This window comes from Candidatus Kuenenia stuttgartiensis (assembly GCF_900232105.1).
Taxonomy (GTDB): Bacteria; Planctomycetota; Brocadiia; order Brocadiales; family Brocadiaceae; genus Kuenenia; species Kuenenia stuttgartiensis_A.
Genome location: NZ_LT934425.1, coordinates 2,364,268 through 2,383,720 on the forward strand (window position 1 = coordinate 2,364,268; position 19,453 = coordinate 2,383,720).

Here is a 19,453-nt window from a genome sequence, read left to right on the forward strand (position 1 = left end):
TCAGAAAACTAAAGTGTTACTACTTTTTATGAGTCGTACAAAAATATATTTTACGAAAGGCAAAAAACAACATTGAGCAAGAAAAACATCCTATTTATTGTGAGCATTATAGTAAGCCTTGGTTGTTCATGGCTATTCATACGAAGCATAGAATGGGCGTCTTTGAAGAATGCGTTAATTGAGGCAAATTATTGGTTTATAATCCCCGCTACGATATTGGCGCTTCTCCTCTATGTGGTGCGGGCATTTCGATGGCAGGGTCTGCTGTCGCACATAAAACCAATTTCCCCATGGAGCTTGCTATCGATTACTTCCATTGGTTTCATGGCAAACAATATACTTCCTGCCAGGGTTGGAGAAGTATTGCGGCCGTTTCTCCTTTATAAAAAAGAGAACATTAAATTCTCTACCTCATTTGCAACGGTTGTTGTTGAAAGAATTTTCGACATGCTGGGACTCATTCTCTTTGCCGTTGCAACGTTGTTCCTGCTTCCCAACCCTGATACCTCCCATCATATCCCGTCTTTCGAATTAATAACCACTGATGTGGTAAAAACGGGAGGGTCGATAATTCCTTCATTAAAAAAATGGACAGAAGTCTTTGCCGCTTTTGGTAGCATGACCATTATCCTGCTTTTTCTTATCGTGGCAAAACCACTTTTTTTTAAAAACATACTCACCACATGGTGTTCATTTCTTCCCCACAAACTTAAAGATAAAATTTTCAACCTGTATGATTCATTCGTATTTGGCCTGAAAATACTGGAAAATAAATCAAAGACGATATGGATACTTATCTTATCACTGATTGTATGGCTCATGGGTGGAATAGAAATCTATATACTGGGGTTTGCCTTCGATTTGCAGCTTCCTTTTGCCGGGGCATGTCTTGTTGCTGTTTGCCTTGCCCTGGCAGTAGCACTGCCGCAAGCCCCTGGCTATATCGGCGTTTTTCACATTGCCGTTTTAAAATCGCTGCATATCTTTGGCATAGAAACAACGTTAGCTCAGAGTTATGCTATTATTTTGTGGGCAATATCTATCTTCCCTGCCACAACTATGGGTTTTTTCTTTCTCTGGAAGGAAGGAATTGCTTTTCGTGAAGTGGTAAAACTGGAAGAAGAAATTTCCGAAGGAAAGCTTGAAGAAGCAGAAGGTGTTTCAAAAACTCCTCCGCAATTATAATAGGGATAATCTGCGGAATTTTACCCGCCAAAAACGGTATAACTCATGAAATCTTAGGTTTCATATCCTGCAAGGAGGACTTTATTAAAAAATGAATGTAATTGAAAATACCTGCATGTTATGACATAATCGTAAAACTTTACGTATGACAACACGTACCGTTTTATTCTTTTTTATCAAACATCCTGCTGGCAGAAAATAGCGGGATATCCCCATTAATTTACTGAAATAGCATTTACATAGTTAAGAACGGCTTATTGTATGCAACAATTACTAACAAAAAAAAATACATTAAACATTTCGAACGTATCTGAACAGGAAGCAAGGTATCTTACATTTGAAATATGCGGGGAAGAATATGGCATAGAAGTTTTAAGGGTAAAAGAGATTATTAGGATGGTAAAAATTACGCCTGTGCCAAAAACCCCTGAATATGTAAAAGGCATAATAAATCTCCGCGGCAAGATTATTCCTGTCATTGATTTGCGGTTAAAATTAGGAATGCGGGAATCAATGGCCGGAGACGGCAGATGTATCATTATCGTTGAGACATGCAATGGTCTGAAAGGGATAATCGTTGATATGGTATCGGAGGTGCTCGTTGTGAACGCCGATGATATGGAGCCTTTTCCCCAATCGAAAAGCAACATTGACGCCGATTTTTTTCTGGGAATTGCAAAAATAAAGGAAAAACTAAAACTATTACTTAATATTGATAATATATTTTGTGAAGACGGACGGCAGACTCATGGTGAAAAAAATAACCGGATAAATGAAAACAAAAAAGACCTTAGCGGAGGAAACAGTGATAACGAGGATTTCAGAAAGGAGGTTTCCCTGATACTGGAAACAGAAAACACAGAAGGCATTTTTGCTGAAAAACCAAAAGAAGATATTTTGCCGGAAGATAGTGTCATAAAGGAAAATGCAGAGAATGAAACCGCCGCAATCTATGAAAAACAAACGGATATACTCTTAGGCGATAACGCCTGTACTCTGCAAACAATTGGAACAGACGTAACAAACAAGGCGGATGAGCCTATAGATCTCAATGCCGTTGCAGAAAACATATCCGTTGATATCAGGGAAGCAACAACATCATTATTTGAAACAATGATTATGATGGATATGAAATTCAAAGAGTATGCACTGGTTGACGAGACTAAAATAAAAAGCGATGTGGTATGCATGATAAGCTTCACCGGCAGATACCATGGCATTGTAAGTTTATTTTGTACAAAGGAGCTTGCATTACAAGTTGCTTCAAATATGCTGATGGAAGAGCAAACAACATTGTCCACTGAAGTAAAAGATGCAGTGGGTGAAGTACTCAATATGATTGCTGGAGGAGTAAAGACCAAAATTGCTGAAAAATACGGTGAGATGTACCTTTCCATACCACTGGTAATTGTGGGAGAAGATATTTCTGTTTCCGTTACAGAAACTCAGGAAAAGCGCTACAAAACAACGGTTGTGTGTTTTACGAAAGACCCATGGATTACGACACGTTTTGGCTATAATGATGAAATTATGACTGTAGGATTATTGCTTAAAAAAACAGCCCAGTAAAGAGTCTAAGCAGGCATAGCAAGAAACCAGGCAGGCAGGAAAGAAATAAAAAATACGAAAATGGAACCACAGATCACCTAGCGCGGCCTTTGGCCGCAACCAAAAAGGTGATTTTTAGTTTATTATAAAGTATAGTAGTATCCTCGTAAATAGTAATCAGACAATTTGGAGGACACTACTTATGAATAAGTTGATGGAATTATATCGAGACAGGATCGTGGGTGCAATAAGCGGTCTGGACAGGATTCGTTTTCGCGGGACATTGCGGTGGTTGGCCAGTGAGCGTGGGATGGGAACATTCATGAACCAAGCGAGAATTCTGCTTAAGGATTTTTCCGGTTGGGTCAATGGGCTTACGGCACAGGTGCGAGACAGTTGTGAATCGCGGGCGAAAGATTTGGGTATCGAGGTGCGGTATTTGATGAGCAGCGGTGTTGATAAGGAGAAGTTGGCTCGCCAGATCGCGGCGGATAAGAGGATTACGGAAGGTTCCATCTGCCTGTTGAGTGTGGTAGAGCCTTGTATTGCGCCGATGGTCAAGGGCAACAAGGCCAGCAAGAAGCTCGAGTTGGTAATGGCGCCCCGCAAGTGTGTCTTTGTGTATCATTATTTTAATGATCCAGTGTTTGGTTTTGGTCATGTTCGTATCCAGAGTTGGGCGCCGTTTAATATTTTCATTTGTCTCAATGGTCGTCATTGGCTGGAGCGGCAACTTCAGAAGCAAGGTATTGATTATGTTAAGGACGGCAACTGTTTTGTGCGTATAGAGGATATTGCGGCTGCGCAGGTTCTGCTCCATGAGCAGCTTAAGACTGACTGGGCGAAGCTGCTGAACGGGCTTGCGTTAGGCAGTTGCCCGGCATTGTCGCAGATTCTTCGTCCGTTGGAACCGGAGTATTACTGGTCTGCGGATGAGACGGAGTGGGCGACGGACATCATGTTTAAATCGGTTGAGGCATTGGAGGAGTTGTTTCCATCGTTTGTTCATCATGCGATGCGGGTTTGCGACAGTTCTTCGGTGATGAAGTATTTGGGTAGGCGTAACCTTGCAGGCGCTGCCCCTGATGAGGTTATCAGCGACTATCGAAGACGCTATGAAGGTATACGGGTCAAGCACAGTGTGAATTATAATTCAGTGAAGATGTATAACAAGAGCGGTAGTCTCTTGCGTATTGAGACAACGATCAATAATACGCGGGACTTTAAGGTCTTTCGGAGTCCCAATGATGATGAAGGCAAACCGGCGTCATGGCAGAAGATGCGTAAGGGCGTAAGCGATCTTCATCGACGGTGTGAGGTGAGCCAACAATGCAATGATCGTTATGGGGATGCTTTGGCGGCGGCTCAGGTAGAGGAGAAACTGAAAGAAGTGGTGAGCAGCGCTTGTAACAAGGTTGTCAAAGAGGGCAAGAGGTATCGAGGTTTGAATCCCTGGCAGCAGGATGATTACCAGATGCTGATGTTCCTGTCCAAAGGCGAAAACGCGATAAATGGATTCCGCAACCATGATTTGCGTAAGTGGCTTTACCGGGAATCCGAACAATCCGGCAAGGATCAGCAAAAGAAATATTCCGGACGAACGACCCGACGGATAAAGATGCTGCGGGCACACGGTCTAATCCGCAAAGTTCCGAGGGCCAACCGCTATGTTTTGACGGAGAAAGGCCAGAAGTTCTCTTGTTCACTGATGACCGCTTCAGCCCTTGATATTAAAGCACTTACGGAAATGGCGGCATGAAAAACACGCATAAAAAACAAGAAATTGATGGATAGTAGTACAGATTAAAAGATCCCGGCGGGTTCAGGTTTGCAACCAGAACCAAACGTTTTATACTTTCAATCCAGCCTTCTATTCGCAGAACAAATGGCAAATAAATTCCAGATTCCAAACAGGGATTTGGGCATTGGATTTTACCTACGTTCCCAAACAGATACTTCACTATGTTTAGTACAAGGTTTGAGAACGAGTTGTACTTCGGTAGTTTAATAGTTTACGCTGAATAGTTACAAAAAATTACTGATAAGGTATTAATGATTAATAGAGAGATATACTAAAAATGATTACCGTATGGTTTTATACGCTGGCAAGTGTTTTTGCTATCAGTATATGTTCATTGATAGGGGTTGTAACGTTATCATTTAGAGAAACGAATCTAAAGCAAGTCCTTATTTATTTTGTTAGTTTTTCCGCAGGAAGCTTACTTGGCAACGCTTTTTTACACCTGCTTCCGGAGGCCGTTGAAAAAGCAGGTTCAACCTTTCGGTTAAGCACTTCCCTGTTTGTTTTATGCGGGGTAGTTGTCTACTTTAGCGTAGAAAAATTTGTCCGCTGGCGACATTGCCACATACCAGCAACAGAAGAACATCCCCACCCTTTTTCTTTAATGGTGTTGTTTGGAGATGCCGTGCATAATTTTATCGATGGATTGATCATCGGAGCAAGTTACATGGTGAGCATTCAGCTAGGTTTTGCCACGACAATGGCAGTTGTCTTCCACGAAATCCCCCAGGAGGTTGGAGATTTCGGTTCTTTATTACATGGCGGATTCAGTAAAATAAAGGCGCTTTTTTTCAATTTTCTTTCCGCATTAACCGCCATACTCGGCGCAATTATCGTCCTGGTAATGGGATCTTATGTGGAGGGATTAACCACTTTTTTAGTGCCTTTTGCCGCGGGAGGCTTCATTTATATTGCAAGTTGCGACCTTATACCGGAATTGCACAGAGAGGTGAAAATTACGAAATCAATCCTCCAGTTAGTATTTTTCATATTAGGGGTGTTGGTGATGCTGGCATTGTCTTTTGTCGGAGAATAGCACCCTTTCCGCTAAGAAAAAGAACGGGCGCAGAAGAAAAACAATGAGAAAAACGGTTGTTTGGTGAGCATTGCATTTGGTACCGCATGATATAAGATTTAATCGGAATGATTGTTAATAATGGCGGTAGTATGCTCTGGGAAACAGTTTTATGAGAATAATTCCTATCACGAAACCCCCGATGTGTGCCCACCACGCTACGCCGCCATCCCGGGTGTTTGCAATGGCCGCCGTACCATTAAAAAATTGTATGAAAAACCAGAATCCCAATACAATATACGCCGGCAATTCAAAGATAAACAAGAGCGGTAGCAAAACCAGCACACGCGCCCGCGGATAGCTTATCATGTAAGCACCCAATACACCCGCAACCGCGCCACTTGCGCCAATACAAGGCACACCTGACTGGCGGTTAAAGGAAATATACACCACCGCTGAACCAATGCCGCAAATTAAGTAAAAAACCACGAAGCCGAAACGCCCCAATATGTCTTCGATATTATCTCCAAAAATCCACAAATACCACATATTACCTAAAAGATGAATAAGCCCGCCATGGAGGAACATGTAACTCAGGAAAGGGAAATATGTATTTGCCATATTCACCTCCGGGATATCCGCCGACTGGAAAATTTTGAGGGGAACTATGCCATAGGAGAAAAGGAAATATGTTAAATTCCTTCCTAAAGAGAGTTCAAAAAGAAAGGTCAGTACGTTTATAAGGATAATAATAACCGTGATAAGCGGGAATGTTCCGGATGGATTTCGGTCTCGGATTGGTATCATTTGTTTTTTGGCCGAAATGGTAAAAATTCATCTCTTAAAAAACTATACTCTTTTGTTGTAACTATTCAGCGTAAACAATACACGTCTCGTTCCAAACCTTGTACTGAGCATAGTGAAGTATCTGTTTGGGAACGAGTTGCGCTCTGATCTCTTGTAGTTTAATAAATTACGCTGAATAGTTACCTTTTGTTACTGAAATAACTTCTCAATAAGTTTAGATTTTAGCAATAATTTCTATAGTCCACACTCTGCAATTTGCCGACGGTAGATTGCAGTGTGCTGACTATATAGAAATTCCCCATTAAAAAAGGAAGCAAAACAGTGGAGTTGTTTACATAAATTTATTTAGAAGTTACTTACTGAAAGGTATTGGCAAGCAGTTTGTAATAGGGGAAATTCCGTCCAGGGCAATCGGTTTGTTTGCAGTGCCTGTGCATAAGAACATTATCAGTAGGGATGTGACAACGTTCCTGTATGTATTCCACTAATGCGGAAAGTGATTTCATCTGTGCTTGCGTAGGATACGTTTTATTAAAATTCCCTACCAGACATATTCCTACGCCAAATTGGTTATATTCCTTTATCCCTGCGTGTGCACCATCTATCTGCCTTTTCCATCTATCACCCATTTCAATTTCACCATCGCCGGAACCCTTTCCATTTCCTATAACAAAATGGTATCCCAACCCGTTTTGCCATCCGCGCGATTGCCGGTGATATTTATCAAATTCTTCAGCGCTTCCGGTATCGGATGCGCTGTGATGGACAACAATGTACTTCCAGTCGCGAACAAAACAACGTTCCAATTGGTTTTTAATATCGCTGCTCAGGTAGAAGTCCAATTTTTTTTCAGGTAGTTTCGCGCTTGGTTTCATAATAGTCGATGTTGGTGGAATTGTTGGTGGAGAATAACATCCGCTCATGAAATAAAGAAGGGGGAAAAACATGCAAATACTCATTTTTTGCCAAAAAAGCATTATAATTCTCCTAATAAATGTTTAACACTTGCATGCAACAATGAGTAAATCTTATAATCAGCGGGGATTATAACAAATGAAAGCCTTTTGTCAAATAACAAATATGGAGGTATTTTGTTATCTCCAGTAGCCCCATGATACGGTATATTGGGGCGTGAAAGACTACCCATGAGGGGATGTAGACCAATCACTACAATATGTAGTTGGAACTGGAGCCAACAGAGTACCCCTATTTTAAGGAATGAATGGATGCAAATAATTAACCAGGTAGATTTAAAAAGAATGTTAAACATCATAGAAAAACCCCTTTTCTTTAGCAACTTATCAATGCAGGGAAAAAATAGAATGGTATGTCTGAATTCGCATTTTATCATTTTTCAAAAGTGAGAATACCTTGTTCGGAGGGAGACATGGATTCCGCATTTTTTATCTTACTCTCCGGCAAAGTGTAGGTGGTTAAAGGAACAAGTTCATATACAATTGCAGGGCGGTCTTCTGGCGTTTTTTTTGGAGAAATATCAATTCTCATCAAGACCCCAAGAACCGCTACTATTATTGCGGATGATACCGTTCTTGTGGTTAAAGTTAATAAAGAAATGTTTGATTCATTAGGGACGAGTATCCGCGATAAAATCAAAGATAGTATTATCATGAGGCTGGCATAACGCATTCAACGTTTAAATAATATATTGCTGATTACGGAGTTTGATTCCAGAGGAATTCGAAAAGAGGTCAAAATTGCCGGAAGTAAGAACGAAGAATCTTCTCAAACCCAAGCATAAAACAGTTCATAGTGTCTACATTTATATATTTTTCTTTCCTCTTAAAGCGGCATTGTTTTAGATAAAAACAGCCAACGGAAGTAGTTTTCACACATTAAATAAAACTTGACAGTATACCTTGATTAATATAGCATTTTTGCTTATGAATTTTCACCTGACTGGCGTACCTTTTTAAAACCTACTATGGAACGGAGCACATGCAACAATGAGGGTTTCACTGGCTTTAAGCCTTTCTTTGACAAAATATTTGATTAAAAACAGGTTGTTATTTAAAAAAAGATTTCCTCTCGTATTAATGCTGGAAGTAACCCATCTCTGCAATCTTGCCTGCGAAGGATGTGGCCGTATTCTGGAATACCATGATACCATGCGTGAAATGTTAAGCGTTGGGGAGTGTATGCAGGCGATTCATGAGTGCCCGACCCCGGTGGTTACCATAACAGGGGGAGAGCCGCTTATGCATCCGGAAATAGACAAAATTATCTCCGGGATAATAAAGGAGAAACGGCACGTTTATTTATGCACTAACGGAATATTATTAGTCGATGCTTTAAAAAAACTGAAACCGCACAAATATCTCAATATTAATGTTCATATAGACGGGCTTGCGGAAACGCATGACAAAATAGCAGGCAAAGGAATATTCGACCGGGCGACAAACGCCATCAGGGAAGCAAAAAAAGCAGGCTTTAAAGTCTGTACAAATACTACTATATTTAAAGATACCAGCGAAAAAGAAATTGTGGAATTATTTTCATTTTTGCAGGGACTTGGCGTTGACGGCATGCTGGTTTCTCCTGGTTATGGATTCGAACACAATGAAAATGCAATTTTTCTTTGTCAAAAGGAAATAGAAGAACGATTTGGGTTTATTTATGGTATTTCAAAAAAATACAAAATATTAAATTCGCCCCTCTATTTGAAATTTTTAAAAGGGGAAAGGACATTGAAATGTACGCCCTGGGGTAATCCTACCCGTAATTATTCAGGATGGAAAAGCCCCTGTTATCTTATCACGAACACACATTATAAAACCTTTGATGAGTATATGAAACAAACTGATTGGGAAAAATACCAGGAAGGACGAGACCCGCGCTGTGAAAATTGCATGATGCATTGTGGTTTCGAACCAACGGTCGTGCTGGAAGGGGGAAAACGCTTGTCAGACATTTATGAAATGGCAAAATGGGGGCTTAGTTAAGAAAATGGTAATAAAAAATTTTGTTAACTGGCCGCAATCTGCAATTTGCCGAGAGCACAGTCTTCCCATTAGTAAAGGGATCAATGGGATGTTTACCTCAAGTTATTGAGAAGTTGCCAATTTATGAGTAAAGTGGCGATATCTTCCCAGCGCCATTAGTGGAAAATAGTTGCGATACATGTGGTATTTCAAATAAAAGACTTTGGGAAAACCTGTTGCCGTAAATTCTCTCTCATCCCAGCTACCGTCTTCTTTTTGAGTGGACAAAAGAAAATCTATTCCTCTCTCTGTGGAAGACGATTTTATTTCGCCGGCAGTAATCAGGGTCAGTAATGCCCAGGCTGTTTGAGAAGGAGTGCTTTTGCCTATTCCTTTTAATGCACTGTCCTCATACGATTTTATTGTTTCTCCCCAGCCGCCATCCGAGTTCTGTACACTCTTCAGCCAGGCAATTGCCTTTTTAATGTATGCCTTATTAATATCTTCACCAACCGCTATCAGCCCGGAAATCACAGACCATGTACCATAAATATAATTTGAACCCCAACGCCCAAACCATGAACCGTCTTCATCCTGCTCTTTTTTCAGAAATTCAACAGCTTTTTTGATATTTAAATATGTCTTATTAAATCCGATACGGCCAAAAAATTCTATACATCTGCCTGTTACATCGCTGGTGCTTGGGTCAAGAAGCGCATTAAAATCGGCAAAGGGTATATTATTCAAAATCGTTTTATTATTGTTGCGGTCAAACGCCCCCCATCCTCCGTCATCGCATTGCATAGCCTGCAGCCATCGTAAGGCGCGTAAAAGAGTTTTTTCTTTATGCATGTCTTCTGGAAGAGAGACCCTCTGCAATGCCATGAGCACCGCGCCGGTATCATCAGTATCGGGATAAAATTCATTCGCATATTGAAAATACCACCCGCTCGGTTCCTCAACCTTACACTTTAATTTCCAATCACCAAAATCCCTGACTTCCTTGCTCAATAACCATTTACCTGCTTTTTGCAGAACAGGGTGAGACCCTGGAATACCAGAATCATTCATTGCAATAATGGACCATGCAGTGTCCCATACCGGAGATACGCACGGTTGCAAATAAAGCATATCGCCTTCATAGATAACCAGCGCTTCCACCTCTTTCATCTGTGCGGTCAAAGCGGGGTGATCATCCGGATAATCAAGGCACTTCATGGCAAAAATCGAATTAATCATTGCCGGCCAGATAGCCCCTAATCCGCCCGATTTTTCCATATGTTCAAGCAACCATTTTTCAGCCATCTTCTTCGCAATTCTCCGGATGAATTTAATGGGATGCTGCTCATACCGGCGGAAGATACTATCCGCATCAATAAAAAAGTTGTACCAGCAAAACCCATCCTGATCCCTTTCTATACGATATACGACGTCTTCACGCGGGACAAGATACAACTCCTTCAGCAAATCATCGCCTACGGTAACATGTGGTTTCCTGGCGATGGCAATAGAAAGGGGAACGACAATACATCTTGACCAGTAGGATATTTCATAAATACTAAAATAAAATCCTGCGGGGAACAAAATCATTTCTACCGGAACGGCAGGCACCGCCTGCCAATCAACCTGGCCAAACATGGCAAGATAAATTTTGGTAAAGCAATTGGCGTTCATGATTCCACCCATGCCAAGGATGCATTCTTTCGCTTTTTTCATGAATGATTCATTTTCCGAATATCCCGCTAATTTTAATGCAAAATATGCTTTTACCGATGCGCTGATCTCACTTGCTCCGCCATAATAAATATTCCAACCCCCGTCGGTCAGTTGCTGTTTCAGGAGAAATGCGACAGCCTTACCCTGTTTTTCATAATCTACCCTATTAAGAAAATGCATCAGCATAATGTATTCGGACGTCAATGTGGTATCTGCCTCCAAAATCCCTACCCAGTGACCATCCGTTATATTTTGCTGATTGATGAGATATCTCTGCGCCCTGTCTATCGAATCATCCAAAGGGTTCTCTGTTTTCTGCGTTGTAGATGCAGTTGTTCTGAAGTAAGTATTTTCCAAACTCAATTCATGCTTAATCAACTCTGGAATAGGATGTTTTCCATTGCCGTTTCCATTTCCATTTCCATTTCCATTAAATTTGTGTACAGTTGTCTCGAACCGTTCTAATAGATTTAATAGAAAATTTCTCATTCTTTTTGAAAACCTCCAATGTACTATTTCATTACGATTAAATTTTCAAGTAAACTATACACTGTCACACAAATAAACAGGTGATAAGTTATATAGTATAAATGAAACATTCCTTTTTTTCTGTTAGTCGGGCAATTATACCGCACGTTAAAAAACATTAAGCGCGGATTAGGCAGTGGCTATAAATAACAAATTTAAATCGTAATTTCAAGTAAAACTTGCTTTAGATATGTGCTTTTTATAAGATGGTTTACCAACTTTTTTCATGCCATATTTTATTATTACTTTGCATTAAAGCCTGAAGAGATATTTTTTCCCATTTACAAAACTGAAAATGTATGACACTGCTGATATATGACAATATATACCTGGAACATGATACCGGTATTGGACACCCTGAAAATGCCAGGCGGATAGAAAATACCATTAAATATCTGGAGTCCGATAATTTTTTGGCGCACGTAACGATAGAAAAGCCCCGTGCGGCGTTACCTGAAGAAATAGGCTTTATCCATCCAAAAACGTATATCAGTACCATTCAACAAATTGCTGATTCCGGCGGCGGCTGGTTAGATGGTGATACTGCCGTGTCCGGCCATTCATACAATGTCGCATTATATTCCGCAGGAGCAGCCCTCACCGCGATAGATTTAATTATGAAAGGAGAGGCAAAAAATGCTTTTTGCCTTGTTCGCCCACCCGGACACCATGCGACCCCTGACAGGGGTATGGGATTCTGCCTTTTTAACAATGTTGCCATTGCGGCAAGATACCTGCAGAAAAATTACCAACAGAAAAGGATTCTTATAATCGACTGGGATGTTCATCATGGAAATGGCACGCAGGATGCATTTTATGTTGACCCTACGGTAATGTACTTTTCAATGCACCGCTATCCATTCTATCCCGGGACTGGGGCAGAAGATGAAACAGGCGAGGGAAATGGAAAAGGGTTCAATATCAATATACCATTGTCTATGGATACTCACCCCCAAAAGTACATTGAATTGTTTTCCGGGGTAATAGAAGGCAGCGTAAACAGATTTGCGCCGGAATTCATCATTTTATCTTCAGGTTTCGATGCATACAAAAAAGACCCCATTGGCGGTTTAAACCTTGAGACAGAGCATTTTTATACATTAACTGAAATCGTTGTGGAAGCGGCGGAAAAACATTGCGGCGGTAAGCTTTTATCCTGTTTGGAGGGAGGATATCATTTATCCGGTTTACCCTTATGTATCGAAGCCCACCTCAAAGGATTGCTGAAGATTAACTCATGATGAAAAATACTTCTTCCCACGCGAATATTGTCAGTCTTCCAAACGGGCCGTTTGTGTTAACCCATTTGCGTGTGTTACTGGGATTTAAAAGATGCATCCTCTTATATTAACGGAGACGTTCCTACCCGGAAATTTTAAAAAACCGGACTTATCCCTTTAACCCCGGATATTAACTCATATATCTACGAAGAACTCAAAAAACTCCGGATAACCCTTTTGTTCGGGCATAAGAGTTGTGCCGTACCATGTCCATGTCTGCAGTTGATGAAATATCTCTTAAAGATATGGGAAGCATACAGCAAGCAGGCGCAAATACTCATATTGGTAATTAAGGAAAATATTTGCGTTTTAAAAACTGTTACGCTATCATTGCCAACGCTATTTGTGCAAGGGGTCTGAGAGAGACCATTCTATACAGTCTGTTTTTTTACTAACACACTTACAAAGAAAGCGAGGCATACCATGGATACAACTGTCTTTAAAAAAGGCGAACCAATAGCACAAGAGGGCCATTTTACCTACTATGTGTACAGAATCCTGGAGGGAGAAGCACAGTTACTAAAAAATATAAACGGCAGGGAAGTTCCTATATTGAAACTGGGAAAAGGAGCGGTTATCGGGAAACTCTCTTGTTTAGAGGAAAAAAGAAGGCTGGCGTCTACAATAGCCATTACCGATGTAAAGGCGGAGGTCATATCAAAAGAAGAGTTCATAAAAACACTTAATGAACTCCCCACGGAGATACATTCATCTATGCGTGAACTCGCCTTTTTGCTTTCTGGTCTATCAAGTGTGGTAGGTCAGCTTATTTATTACCGTAACAGCATGGAGGGCAAGGATTTGAGCACATTGAGCCTGAAAAGTGTTTCGGGGCAACTTGATAAAGCGCCTGAAAGTATAAAGATGGTGTATAAGTCATTAATAGATGATATAATTAATAATTATGCCAAATGCGGGGAGACATTAAATGAAATACTTCGGAAGCTTGACGGCCTTAAAGAAGGTATTTAGCTTTATTACATGTGGAACTAACGTTCCCGGTTACTAAGTCAAGGCATAGATTCTTAATATCAACACCATTCCTTTCTTTTTATAAAATTCACAAAAACTTCATGGTTTCATCCTGTTTTTGGCTTTGGTTTTCCAAATCCGGAAGCCCGTTTATCGATGAAAACAGGGACAGCGACTATTTATCATTAACAAGTCTGGGTAAAATGGTTATGTGTTTATTTTATACCACGAATTGCAAGCACTGTAGCCTCCGGATATCCACATCATGTAACTCAAAGAGGGAACTATCAACAGCCGGTTTTTGAAGATGAATCAGATTTCAGGCAATATCTTCAATGGCTACAGGAATACAGTACAAAATACCCCTTAAAAATTTGGGCATATTGTCTTATGACTAATCATGTTCATTTTGTTTGTGTACCTGAGAAAGAGGATTTACTTGCACGCACATTTAATACACTGCATATGAGATACTCACAGTATTTCAATCAGAAAAGAAAATTGAAAGTACACCTCTGGCAGGGTAGATTTTACTCTTGTATCCTTGATGAAAGACATTTGCGGGCAGTTATGTGAATAAGAGGCAAATCCTATTTTGTCTCAAGATTGTTATCTGGGAAAAGAGATAGACGATTGGTCATAATATTTAAAGGAAAAAGAGGAAGAACAAGCCATAGAGAACCTAGCGCGGCCTTTGGCCGCAACCAAAAAGGTGATTTTTAGTTTATTATAAAGTATAGTAGTATCCTCGTAAATAGTAATCAGACAATTTGGAGGACACTACTTATGAATAAGTTGATGGAATTATATCGAGACAGGATCGTGGGTGCAATAAGCGGTCTGGACAGGATTCGTTTTCGCGGGACATTGCGGTGGTTGGCCAGTGAGCGTGGGATGGGAACATTCATGAACCAAGCGAGAATTCTGCTTAAGGATTTTTCCGGTTGGGTCAATGGGCTTACGGCACAGGTGCGAGACAGTTGTGAATCGCGGGCGAAAGATTTGGGTATCGAGGTGCGGTATTTGATGAGCAGCGGTGTTGATAAGGAGAAGTTGGCTCGCCAGATCGCGGCGGATAAGAGGATTACGGAAGGTTCCATCTGCCTGTTGAGTGTGGTAGAGCCTTGTATTGCGCCGATGGTCAAGGGCAACAAGGCCAGCAAGAAGCTCGAGTTGGTAATGGCGCCCCGCAAGTGTGTCTTTGTGTATCATTATTTTAATGATCCAGTGTTTGGTTTTGGTCATGTTCGTATCCAGAGTTGGGCGCCGTTTAATATTTTCATTTGTCTCAATGGTCGTCATTGGCTGGAGCGGCAACTTCAGAAGCAAGGTATTGATTATGTTAAGGACGGCAACTGTTTTGTGCGTATAGAGGATATTGCGGCTGCGCAGGTTCTGCTCCATGAGCAGCTTAAGACTGACTGGGCGAAGCTGCTGAACGGGCTTGCGTTGGGCAGTTGCCCGGCATTGTCGCAGATTCTTCGTCCGTTGGAACCGGAGTATTACTGGTCTGCGGATGAGACGGAGTGGGCGACGGACATCATGTTTAAATCGGTTGAGGCATTGGAGGAGTTGTTTCCATCGTTTGTTCATCATGCGATGCGGGTTTGCGACAGTTCTTCGGTGATGAAGTATTTGGGTAGGCGTAACCTTGCAGGCGCTGCCCCTGATGAGGTTATCAGCGACTATCGAAGACGCTATGAAGGTATACGGGTCAAGCACAGTGTGAATTATAATTCAGTGAAGATGTATAACAAGAGCGGTAGTCTCTTGCGTATTGAGACAACGATCAATAATACGCGGGACTTTAAGGTCTTTCGGAGTCCCAATGATGATGAAGGCAAACCGGCGTCATGGCAGAAGATGCGTAAGGGCGTAAGCGATCTTCATCGACGGTGTGAGGTGAGCCAACAATGCAATGATCGTTATGGGGATGCTTTGGCGGCGGCTCAGGTAGAGGAGAAACTGAAAGAAGTGGTGAGCAGCGCTTGTAACAAGGTTGTCAAAGAGGGCAAGAGGTATCGAGGTTTGAATCCCTGGCAGCAGGATGATTACCAGATGCTGATGTTCCTGTCCAAAGGCGAAAACGCGATAAATGGATTCCGCAACCATGATTTGCGTAAGTGGCTTTACCGGGAATCCGAACAATCCGGCAAGGATCAGCAAAAGAAATATTCCGGACGAACGACCCGACGGATAAAGATGCTGCGGGCACACGGTCTAATCCGCAAAGTTCCGAGGGCCAACCGCTATGTTTTGACGGAGAAAGGCCAGAAGTTCTCTTGTTCACTGATGACCGCTTCAGCCCTTGATATTAAAGCACTTACGGAAATGGCGGCATGAAAAACACGCATAAAAAACAAGAAATTGATGGATAGTAGTATAAAGAGATGTTAAATGACAGGAAGACCGTATGGTAATGATGGCTTTATGAAAAAACTTGAAACATTATTTGGAAGAAGGTTAAGGAATCTTCCGTGGGGAAGATCAGGCAAAACCAATAAATATTCGATGTTCCTGTTTCCTGTGGTAGTTAGGCGGAATAATATAAATGAAATACACACAATACTTTCTCTACACACGCCAAAGACCTGACAGGGCATATATAAAAGATGAATGGATTGGTTTCACTATCAAGAATCCTGTTCAAACTCAAATACAATCCGATGGGCGAATAAGAAAATGGGCAAAAATTAAAGGTGTAAGTTATGAAAATAAAATATTTTAATGATACGGACACGGCTCTGCTGGAATTTACAGAAAAGCAGGTAAAAGAAACACGAGAGATATCAGAGAATATATATATCGACATTGATGAAAATGGCAATCTTGTTAGCATGACAATTGAACATGCGAAAACAACAGCGCATCTGCCAGACATATCCTACCAACAAATAGAGAAAAAAGTTGTCGCATAAAAAGAAGGGAAAATAGGGACAGCGGCTATTTATCATTACCAAGTCAAGGCAAAATGGTTATATGTGTATTTTATACCACGAATTGCAAGAACGGTAGCCTCCGGTTATCCACATCATGTAACTCAAAGAGGAAACTATCAACAGCCAGTTTTTGAAGATGAATCAGATTTCATCCGATATCTTCAATGGCTACAGGAATACAGTACAAAATACCCCTTAAAAATCTGGGCATATTGTCTTATGACTAAGCATGTTTGTGTCCCTGAGAAAGAGGATTCATTTGCACGCACATTTAATACGCTTCATATGAGGTACTCACAGTATTTCAATCAAATATAAATATAGGGACACATCCCATATTTTTCCACAAGATTAAGCAAGAAATATGGGATGTGTTCCTGATTCTCCATAATCCATGTATCCATGGAAACATTTTTACGCATCTGCGGTGTTTTTTGCCATTTGCCCGCTACCATTTCCCCGGCGGCTGACAACCGCACCTTTTCATCAATCACATCACCAAATGTAGTTTCCAGTGCCATTACATTACCAAACAAGAGTTTGGGAATCGGCGGAGAGAATTTGTTTAGCGGCAATTCGTGAATTCCCTCTGCATAGCAGCAGCACAAAGACATTTTTAACCATTGCTGTTTTGCTAAAAATTAAACTGTTGCAGTGCGTCACATACAGAAAGTGGTTTCCCAAAATAATGGCCTTGCGCGTAATCTATGCCTATTTCCTTCAGTAATTGAAATGTTTCCTTCGTTTCAACAAATTCGGCGATGGTGAGTTTTTTTAATCCGCGTGCAGCCTCTACCATTCCCTTGACCAAATGCTGATCTACAGAGTTTTGTGAAAGGTGTTGAATAAAACTGCCGTCTATTTTGAGGTAATCCACTGGCAAATGTTTCAAATAATTAAATGATGAAAAACCGCTCCCAAAATCATCCAGGGCAAAACGACATCCTATTGACTTAAGCGTTGCGATAAAATGCTGCGCCTTTGCGATGTTCTCTATGATTGCCGTCTCTGTTATTTCAAAAATGAGCATTTCGGGACGAAGGATATTTTCCCCGATTTCCCTTTTTATTATGGACAATAGTTCATTGTCGGAAAATGCCTTGCCTGACAGGTTTATTTCAAGAAATATACCGTTTTCATGCAGTTTCAGTTCTTTTATAATGCGGATTGCGTTGACGACTACCCATCTGTCGATTTCGTGTATAATGCCAAATCGTTCGGCGGTGCCGAGGAATTTTAAAGGTGGGACAACCTCCTGATTTTTTTCAGTCAGGCGGAGCAATACCTCATAGGCAGTAATTTTGCGGGTTTTCACATTTATTATCGGCTGCAAATACAGTGCAAAGCTATTTTGTTCCAGCGCTATTTTGATTCTGCGCTTCCAGTCGTATTGCGTCTCGATGTGTATTTTATGTTCCAGCGAGAAGATACAGCCGCGGTCTCGCCCTTCATCTTTTGCCTGATACATTGCCATATCAGCGTTGGCGAGCAGTGTTTCCGCAGTATCGCCGTGTGCGGGAAACATTGCAATGCCGATGCTGACGGTTATATGCAGTGGATTCAGACTGTCAAGCGCAAGGCAGTTTCTTGTCAACTCCACAAGTTGTTTTGAGATGTGCTGTGCCTGTTCTTCCTCGGTATTAGGCAATATCACGGCAAACTCATCCCCTCCAAGCCTGGCGAGAATGTCTGTCTGCCGCAGCCTTTCTTTCAGAATACAGGACAATTTTATCAGCAATTCATCCCCGTGCTGATGGCCAAGGGTATCATTGACATATTTGAAATTGTCCAAATCCAGAAATAAAAGTGCTCCTTTGATATGGTTTCTTTGTGCTTCCAGAAGGCGTAGTTCGAGTTCTTCCTTAAAACGCCTGCGATTAAACAGGCAGGTAAGAGGGTCGTGATCTGCTAAAAATACAAGCTGCGATTGAGAGGTTTTTATCTCGGTAATGTCTCTGGCAATGCCTTCTATGGAAATGACGTTTTTACTGCTGTCGAATACGGGCGCTTCCTGCATCTGCAGTGTTCGTGTTGCACCGTTTTTGTGGTACATTTCAATTTCATAAGGCGGCTGCTTGATCCCCTTTACGCTCCGCGCCAGGCATTGGGCGGCATCGTTGTTTACCAGATGATCGGTCAGATATTCGCGGTAGCGGGTGTAAAACTCTTCAGGAGTATAGCCGAGGATGTTTTTGATGGAAGGGCTGATATATGTAAAAACACCGCTGGCATCACGTGTGAAGAAGAAATAATTATCCTGAAGGCCTTCTATCAGTCTCCGGTATCTTTCTTCAGATTTATGCAGTTCCGTTTCTGTTTGTATTCTTATTTTTGCCTGCTGGATGGTGAGCAGCATGCGGTCGATATCGAGGGGTTTTACCTCGTAAGAGATCACGTCTTTTTGCTTAATAGCTTCGATTGTGCTGTCGAGCGTTGCATGGCCGGTTATGTATATGTATTGCGTGGAAGGTGAAATACTCGCTAATTTTCCGACAAGTTCTGTGCCTTTAATATCGGGAAGTTCAATATCAACAAGTGCTAAATCAAAATGCTTGTTTTGGGCGGAGAGAAGAGCGTCGCTGCCAAGAGAAACTCTTTCGGCGGCGTAGCCGTTTATCTCCAGGATGTCCCTGATGTTTTCCCCAAGCTCTTTGTTGTCATCAACGAGGAGTATGTTAAATGGTTTTGTCATTATATCGCATTTTCCTTCTGACTCGCCCGGG

Annotated in this window: 17 protein-coding genes; 12 read left to right on the plus strand and 5 right to left on the minus strand. The window is 41.4% G+C overall.

What is annotated here, in order from left to right:
• The first annotated feature begins 99 nt into the window (after positions 1 to 99).
• The 4 genes from KSMBR1_RS10865 (at position 100) to KSMBR1_RS10880 (ending at position 5,570) form a co-directional block, all read left to right on the plus strand.
• On the plus strand, positions 100 to 1,185 hold the full coding sequence (locus tag KSMBR1_RS10865) for a lysylphosphatidylglycerol synthase transmembrane domain-containing protein (RefSeq protein WP_157820530.1): 1,086 nt from the start codon (positions 100 to 102) through the stop codon (positions 1,183 to 1,185).
• Between the two features lie 261 nt (positions 1,186 to 1,446).
• A complete protein-coding gene (locus tag KSMBR1_RS20980) occupies positions 1,447 to 2,754 on the plus strand; it encodes a chemotaxis protein CheW (RefSeq protein WP_157820531.1) in 1,308 nt (435 codons plus the stop codon).
• 181 nt (positions 2,755 to 2,935) lie between these two features.
• The gene (locus tag KSMBR1_RS10875) at positions 2,936 to 4,492 is read left to right on the plus strand and encodes a hypothetical protein (protein WP_099323647.1); all 1,557 of its coding nucleotides are present in this window, start codon (positions 2,936 to 2,938) and stop codon (positions 4,490 to 4,492) included.
• A 319-nt stretch (positions 4,493 to 4,811) separates the two neighbouring features.
• Complete coding sequence (locus KSMBR1_RS10880; RefSeq protein ID WP_099325354.1) at positions 4,812 to 5,570, plus strand: ZIP family metal transporter; 759 nt, start codon at positions 4,812 to 4,814, stop codon at positions 5,568 to 5,570.
• A gap of 114 nt (positions 5,571 to 5,684) precedes the next feature.
• Here KSMBR1_RS10880 and KSMBR1_RS10885 read toward each other — a convergent pair whose 3' ends face one another.
• Positions 5,685 to 6,356: a rhomboid family intramembrane serine protease gene (locus KSMBR1_RS10885; protein WP_099325355.1), complete on the minus strand. Its 672-nt coding sequence runs from the start codon at positions 6,354 to 6,356 to the stop codon at positions 5,685 to 5,687.
• A 356-nt stretch (positions 6,357 to 6,712) separates the two neighbouring features.
• Positions 6,713 to 7,333 carry a peptidoglycan recognition protein family protein gene (locus tag KSMBR1_RS10890; protein ID WP_099325356.1) on the minus strand — a complete coding sequence of 207 codons (621 nt, stop codon included), beginning with the start codon at positions 7,331 to 7,333 and terminating at the stop codon, positions 6,713 to 6,715.
• A gap of 452 nt (positions 7,334 to 7,785) precedes the next feature.
• On the opposite strand from KSMBR1_RS10890, the gene KSMBR1_RS20985 reads away from it, so the two are divergent.
• A complete protein-coding gene (locus KSMBR1_RS20985) occupies positions 7,786 to 7,998 on the plus strand; it encodes a cyclic nucleotide-binding domain-containing protein (RefSeq protein ID WP_157820532.1) in 213 nt (70 codons plus the stop codon).
• Positions 7,999 to 8,320: 322 nt separating this feature from the next.
• Positions 8,321 to 9,316 (plus strand): adenosyl-hopene transferase HpnH, encoded by a 996-nt coding sequence (gene hpnH / locus KSMBR1_RS10905; RefSeq protein ID WP_099325359.1) that lies wholly within the window; start codon positions 8,321 to 8,323, stop codon positions 9,314 to 9,316.
• Positions 9,317 to 9,418: 102 nt separating this feature from the next.
• Here the strand turns inward: hpnH and shc are convergent, their stop codons facing one another.
• Positions 9,419 to 11,500: a squalene--hopene cyclase gene (shc, locus tag KSMBR1_RS10910; RefSeq protein ID WP_099325360.1), complete on the minus strand. Its 2,082-nt coding sequence runs from the start codon at positions 11,498 to 11,500 to the stop codon at positions 9,419 to 9,421.
• Between the two features lie 338 nt (positions 11,501 to 11,838).
• Here shc and KSMBR1_RS10915 point away from each other — a divergent pair, with 338 nt between their 5' ends.
• The 6 genes from KSMBR1_RS10915 to KSMBR1_RS10935 all read left to right on the plus strand — a co-directional run bounded on the left by KSMBR1_RS10915 (position 11,839) and on the right by KSMBR1_RS10935 (position 16,709).
• Positions 11,839 to 12,780, plus strand: coding sequence for a histone deacetylase family protein (locus KSMBR1_RS10915; RefSeq protein ID WP_099325361.1), 942 nt, complete (start codon positions 11,839 to 11,841; stop codon positions 12,778 to 12,780).
• 462 nt (positions 12,781 to 13,242) lie between these two features.
• A complete protein-coding gene (locus KSMBR1_RS10920; protein ID WP_099325362.1) occupies positions 13,243 to 13,791 on the plus strand; it encodes a cyclic nucleotide-binding domain-containing protein in 549 nt (182 codons plus the stop codon).
• Positions 13,792 to 14,022: 231 nt separating this feature from the next.
• The gene (locus KSMBR1_RS23440) at positions 14,023 to 14,367 is read left to right on the plus strand and encodes a transposase (RefSeq protein WP_419470087.1); all 345 of its coding nucleotides are present in this window, start codon (positions 14,023 to 14,025) and stop codon (positions 14,365 to 14,367) included.
• 210 nt (positions 14,368 to 14,577) lie between these two features.
• A complete protein-coding gene (locus KSMBR1_RS10930) occupies positions 14,578 to 16,134 on the plus strand; it encodes a hypothetical protein (protein WP_099323647.1) in 1,557 nt (518 codons plus the stop codon).
• 54 nt (positions 16,135 to 16,188) lie between these two features.
• Entirely contained in the window at positions 16,189 to 16,386 is a 198-nt protein-coding gene (locus KSMBR1_RS21585; protein WP_172953483.1) for a hypothetical protein, read from the plus strand.
• A gap of 113 nt (positions 16,387 to 16,499) precedes the next feature.
• Positions 16,500 to 16,709: a DUF2283 domain-containing protein gene (locus KSMBR1_RS10935; RefSeq protein ID WP_099325364.1), complete on the plus strand. Its 210-nt coding sequence runs from the start codon at positions 16,500 to 16,502 to the stop codon at positions 16,707 to 16,709.
• A gap of 329 nt (positions 16,710 to 17,038) precedes the next feature.
• Here the strand turns inward: KSMBR1_RS10935 and KSMBR1_RS10945 are convergent, their stop codons facing one another.
• Both KSMBR1_RS10945 and KSMBR1_RS10950 read right to left on the minus strand, forming a co-directional pair.
• Positions 17,039 to 17,344, minus strand: coding sequence for a hypothetical protein (locus KSMBR1_RS10945; protein WP_099325366.1), 306 nt, complete (start codon positions 17,342 to 17,344; stop codon positions 17,039 to 17,041).
• A gap of 20 nt (positions 17,345 to 17,364) precedes the next feature.
• Entirely contained in the window at positions 17,365 to 19,422 is a 2,058-nt protein-coding gene (locus KSMBR1_RS10950) for an EAL domain-containing protein (protein WP_099325367.1), read from the minus strand.
• Positions 19,423 to 19,453 lie beyond the last annotated feature (31 nt).

Coding starts and splice junctions, on each gene's coding strand:
- KSMBR1_RS20980 (WP_157820531.1), top strand. CDS start 1,447: ATGCAACAATTACTAACAAAAAAAAATACATTAAACATTTCGAACGTA.
- KSMBR1_RS10875 (WP_099323647.1), top strand. CDS start 2,936: ATGAATAAGTTGATGGAATTATATCGAGACAGGATCGTGGGTGCAATA.
- KSMBR1_RS10880 (WP_099325354.1), top strand. CDS start 4,812: ATGATTACCGTATGGTTTTATACGCTGGCAAGTGTTTTTGCTATCAGT.
- KSMBR1_RS10885 (WP_099325355.1), bottom strand. CDS start 6,356: ATGATACCAATCCGAGACCGAAATCCATCCGGAACATTCCCGCTTATC.
- KSMBR1_RS10890 (WP_099325356.1), bottom strand. CDS start 7,333: ATGCTTTTTTGGCAAAAAATGAGTATTTGCATGTTTTTCCCCCTTCTT.
- hpnH (WP_099325359.1), top strand. CDS start 8,321: ATGAGGGTTTCACTGGCTTTAAGCCTTTCTTTGACAAAATATTTGATT.
- shc (WP_099325360.1), bottom strand. CDS start 11,500: ATGAGAAATTTTCTATTAAATCTATTAGAACGGTTCGAGACAACTGTA.
- KSMBR1_RS10915 (WP_099325361.1), top strand. CDS start 11,839: ATGACACTGCTGATATATGACAATATATACCTGGAACATGATACCGGT.
- KSMBR1_RS10920 (WP_099325362.1), top strand. CDS start 13,243: ATGGATACAACTGTCTTTAAAAAAGGCGAACCAATAGCACAAGAGGGC.
- KSMBR1_RS10930 (WP_099323647.1), top strand. CDS start 14,578: ATGAATAAGTTGATGGAATTATATCGAGACAGGATCGTGGGTGCAATA.
- KSMBR1_RS21585 (WP_172953483.1), top strand. CDS start 16,189: ATGACAGGAAGACCGTATGGTAATGATGGCTTTATGAAAAAACTTGAA.
- KSMBR1_RS10935 (WP_099325364.1), top strand. CDS start 16,500: ATGAAAATAAAATATTTTAATGATACGGACACGGCTCTGCTGGAATTT.
- KSMBR1_RS10945 (WP_099325366.1), bottom strand. CDS start 17,344: ATGTCTTTGTGCTGCTGCTATGCAGAGGGAATTCACGAATTGCCGCTA.
- KSMBR1_RS10950 (WP_099325367.1), bottom strand. CDS start 19,422: ATGACAAAACCATTTAACATACTCCTCGTTGATGACAACAAAGAGCTT.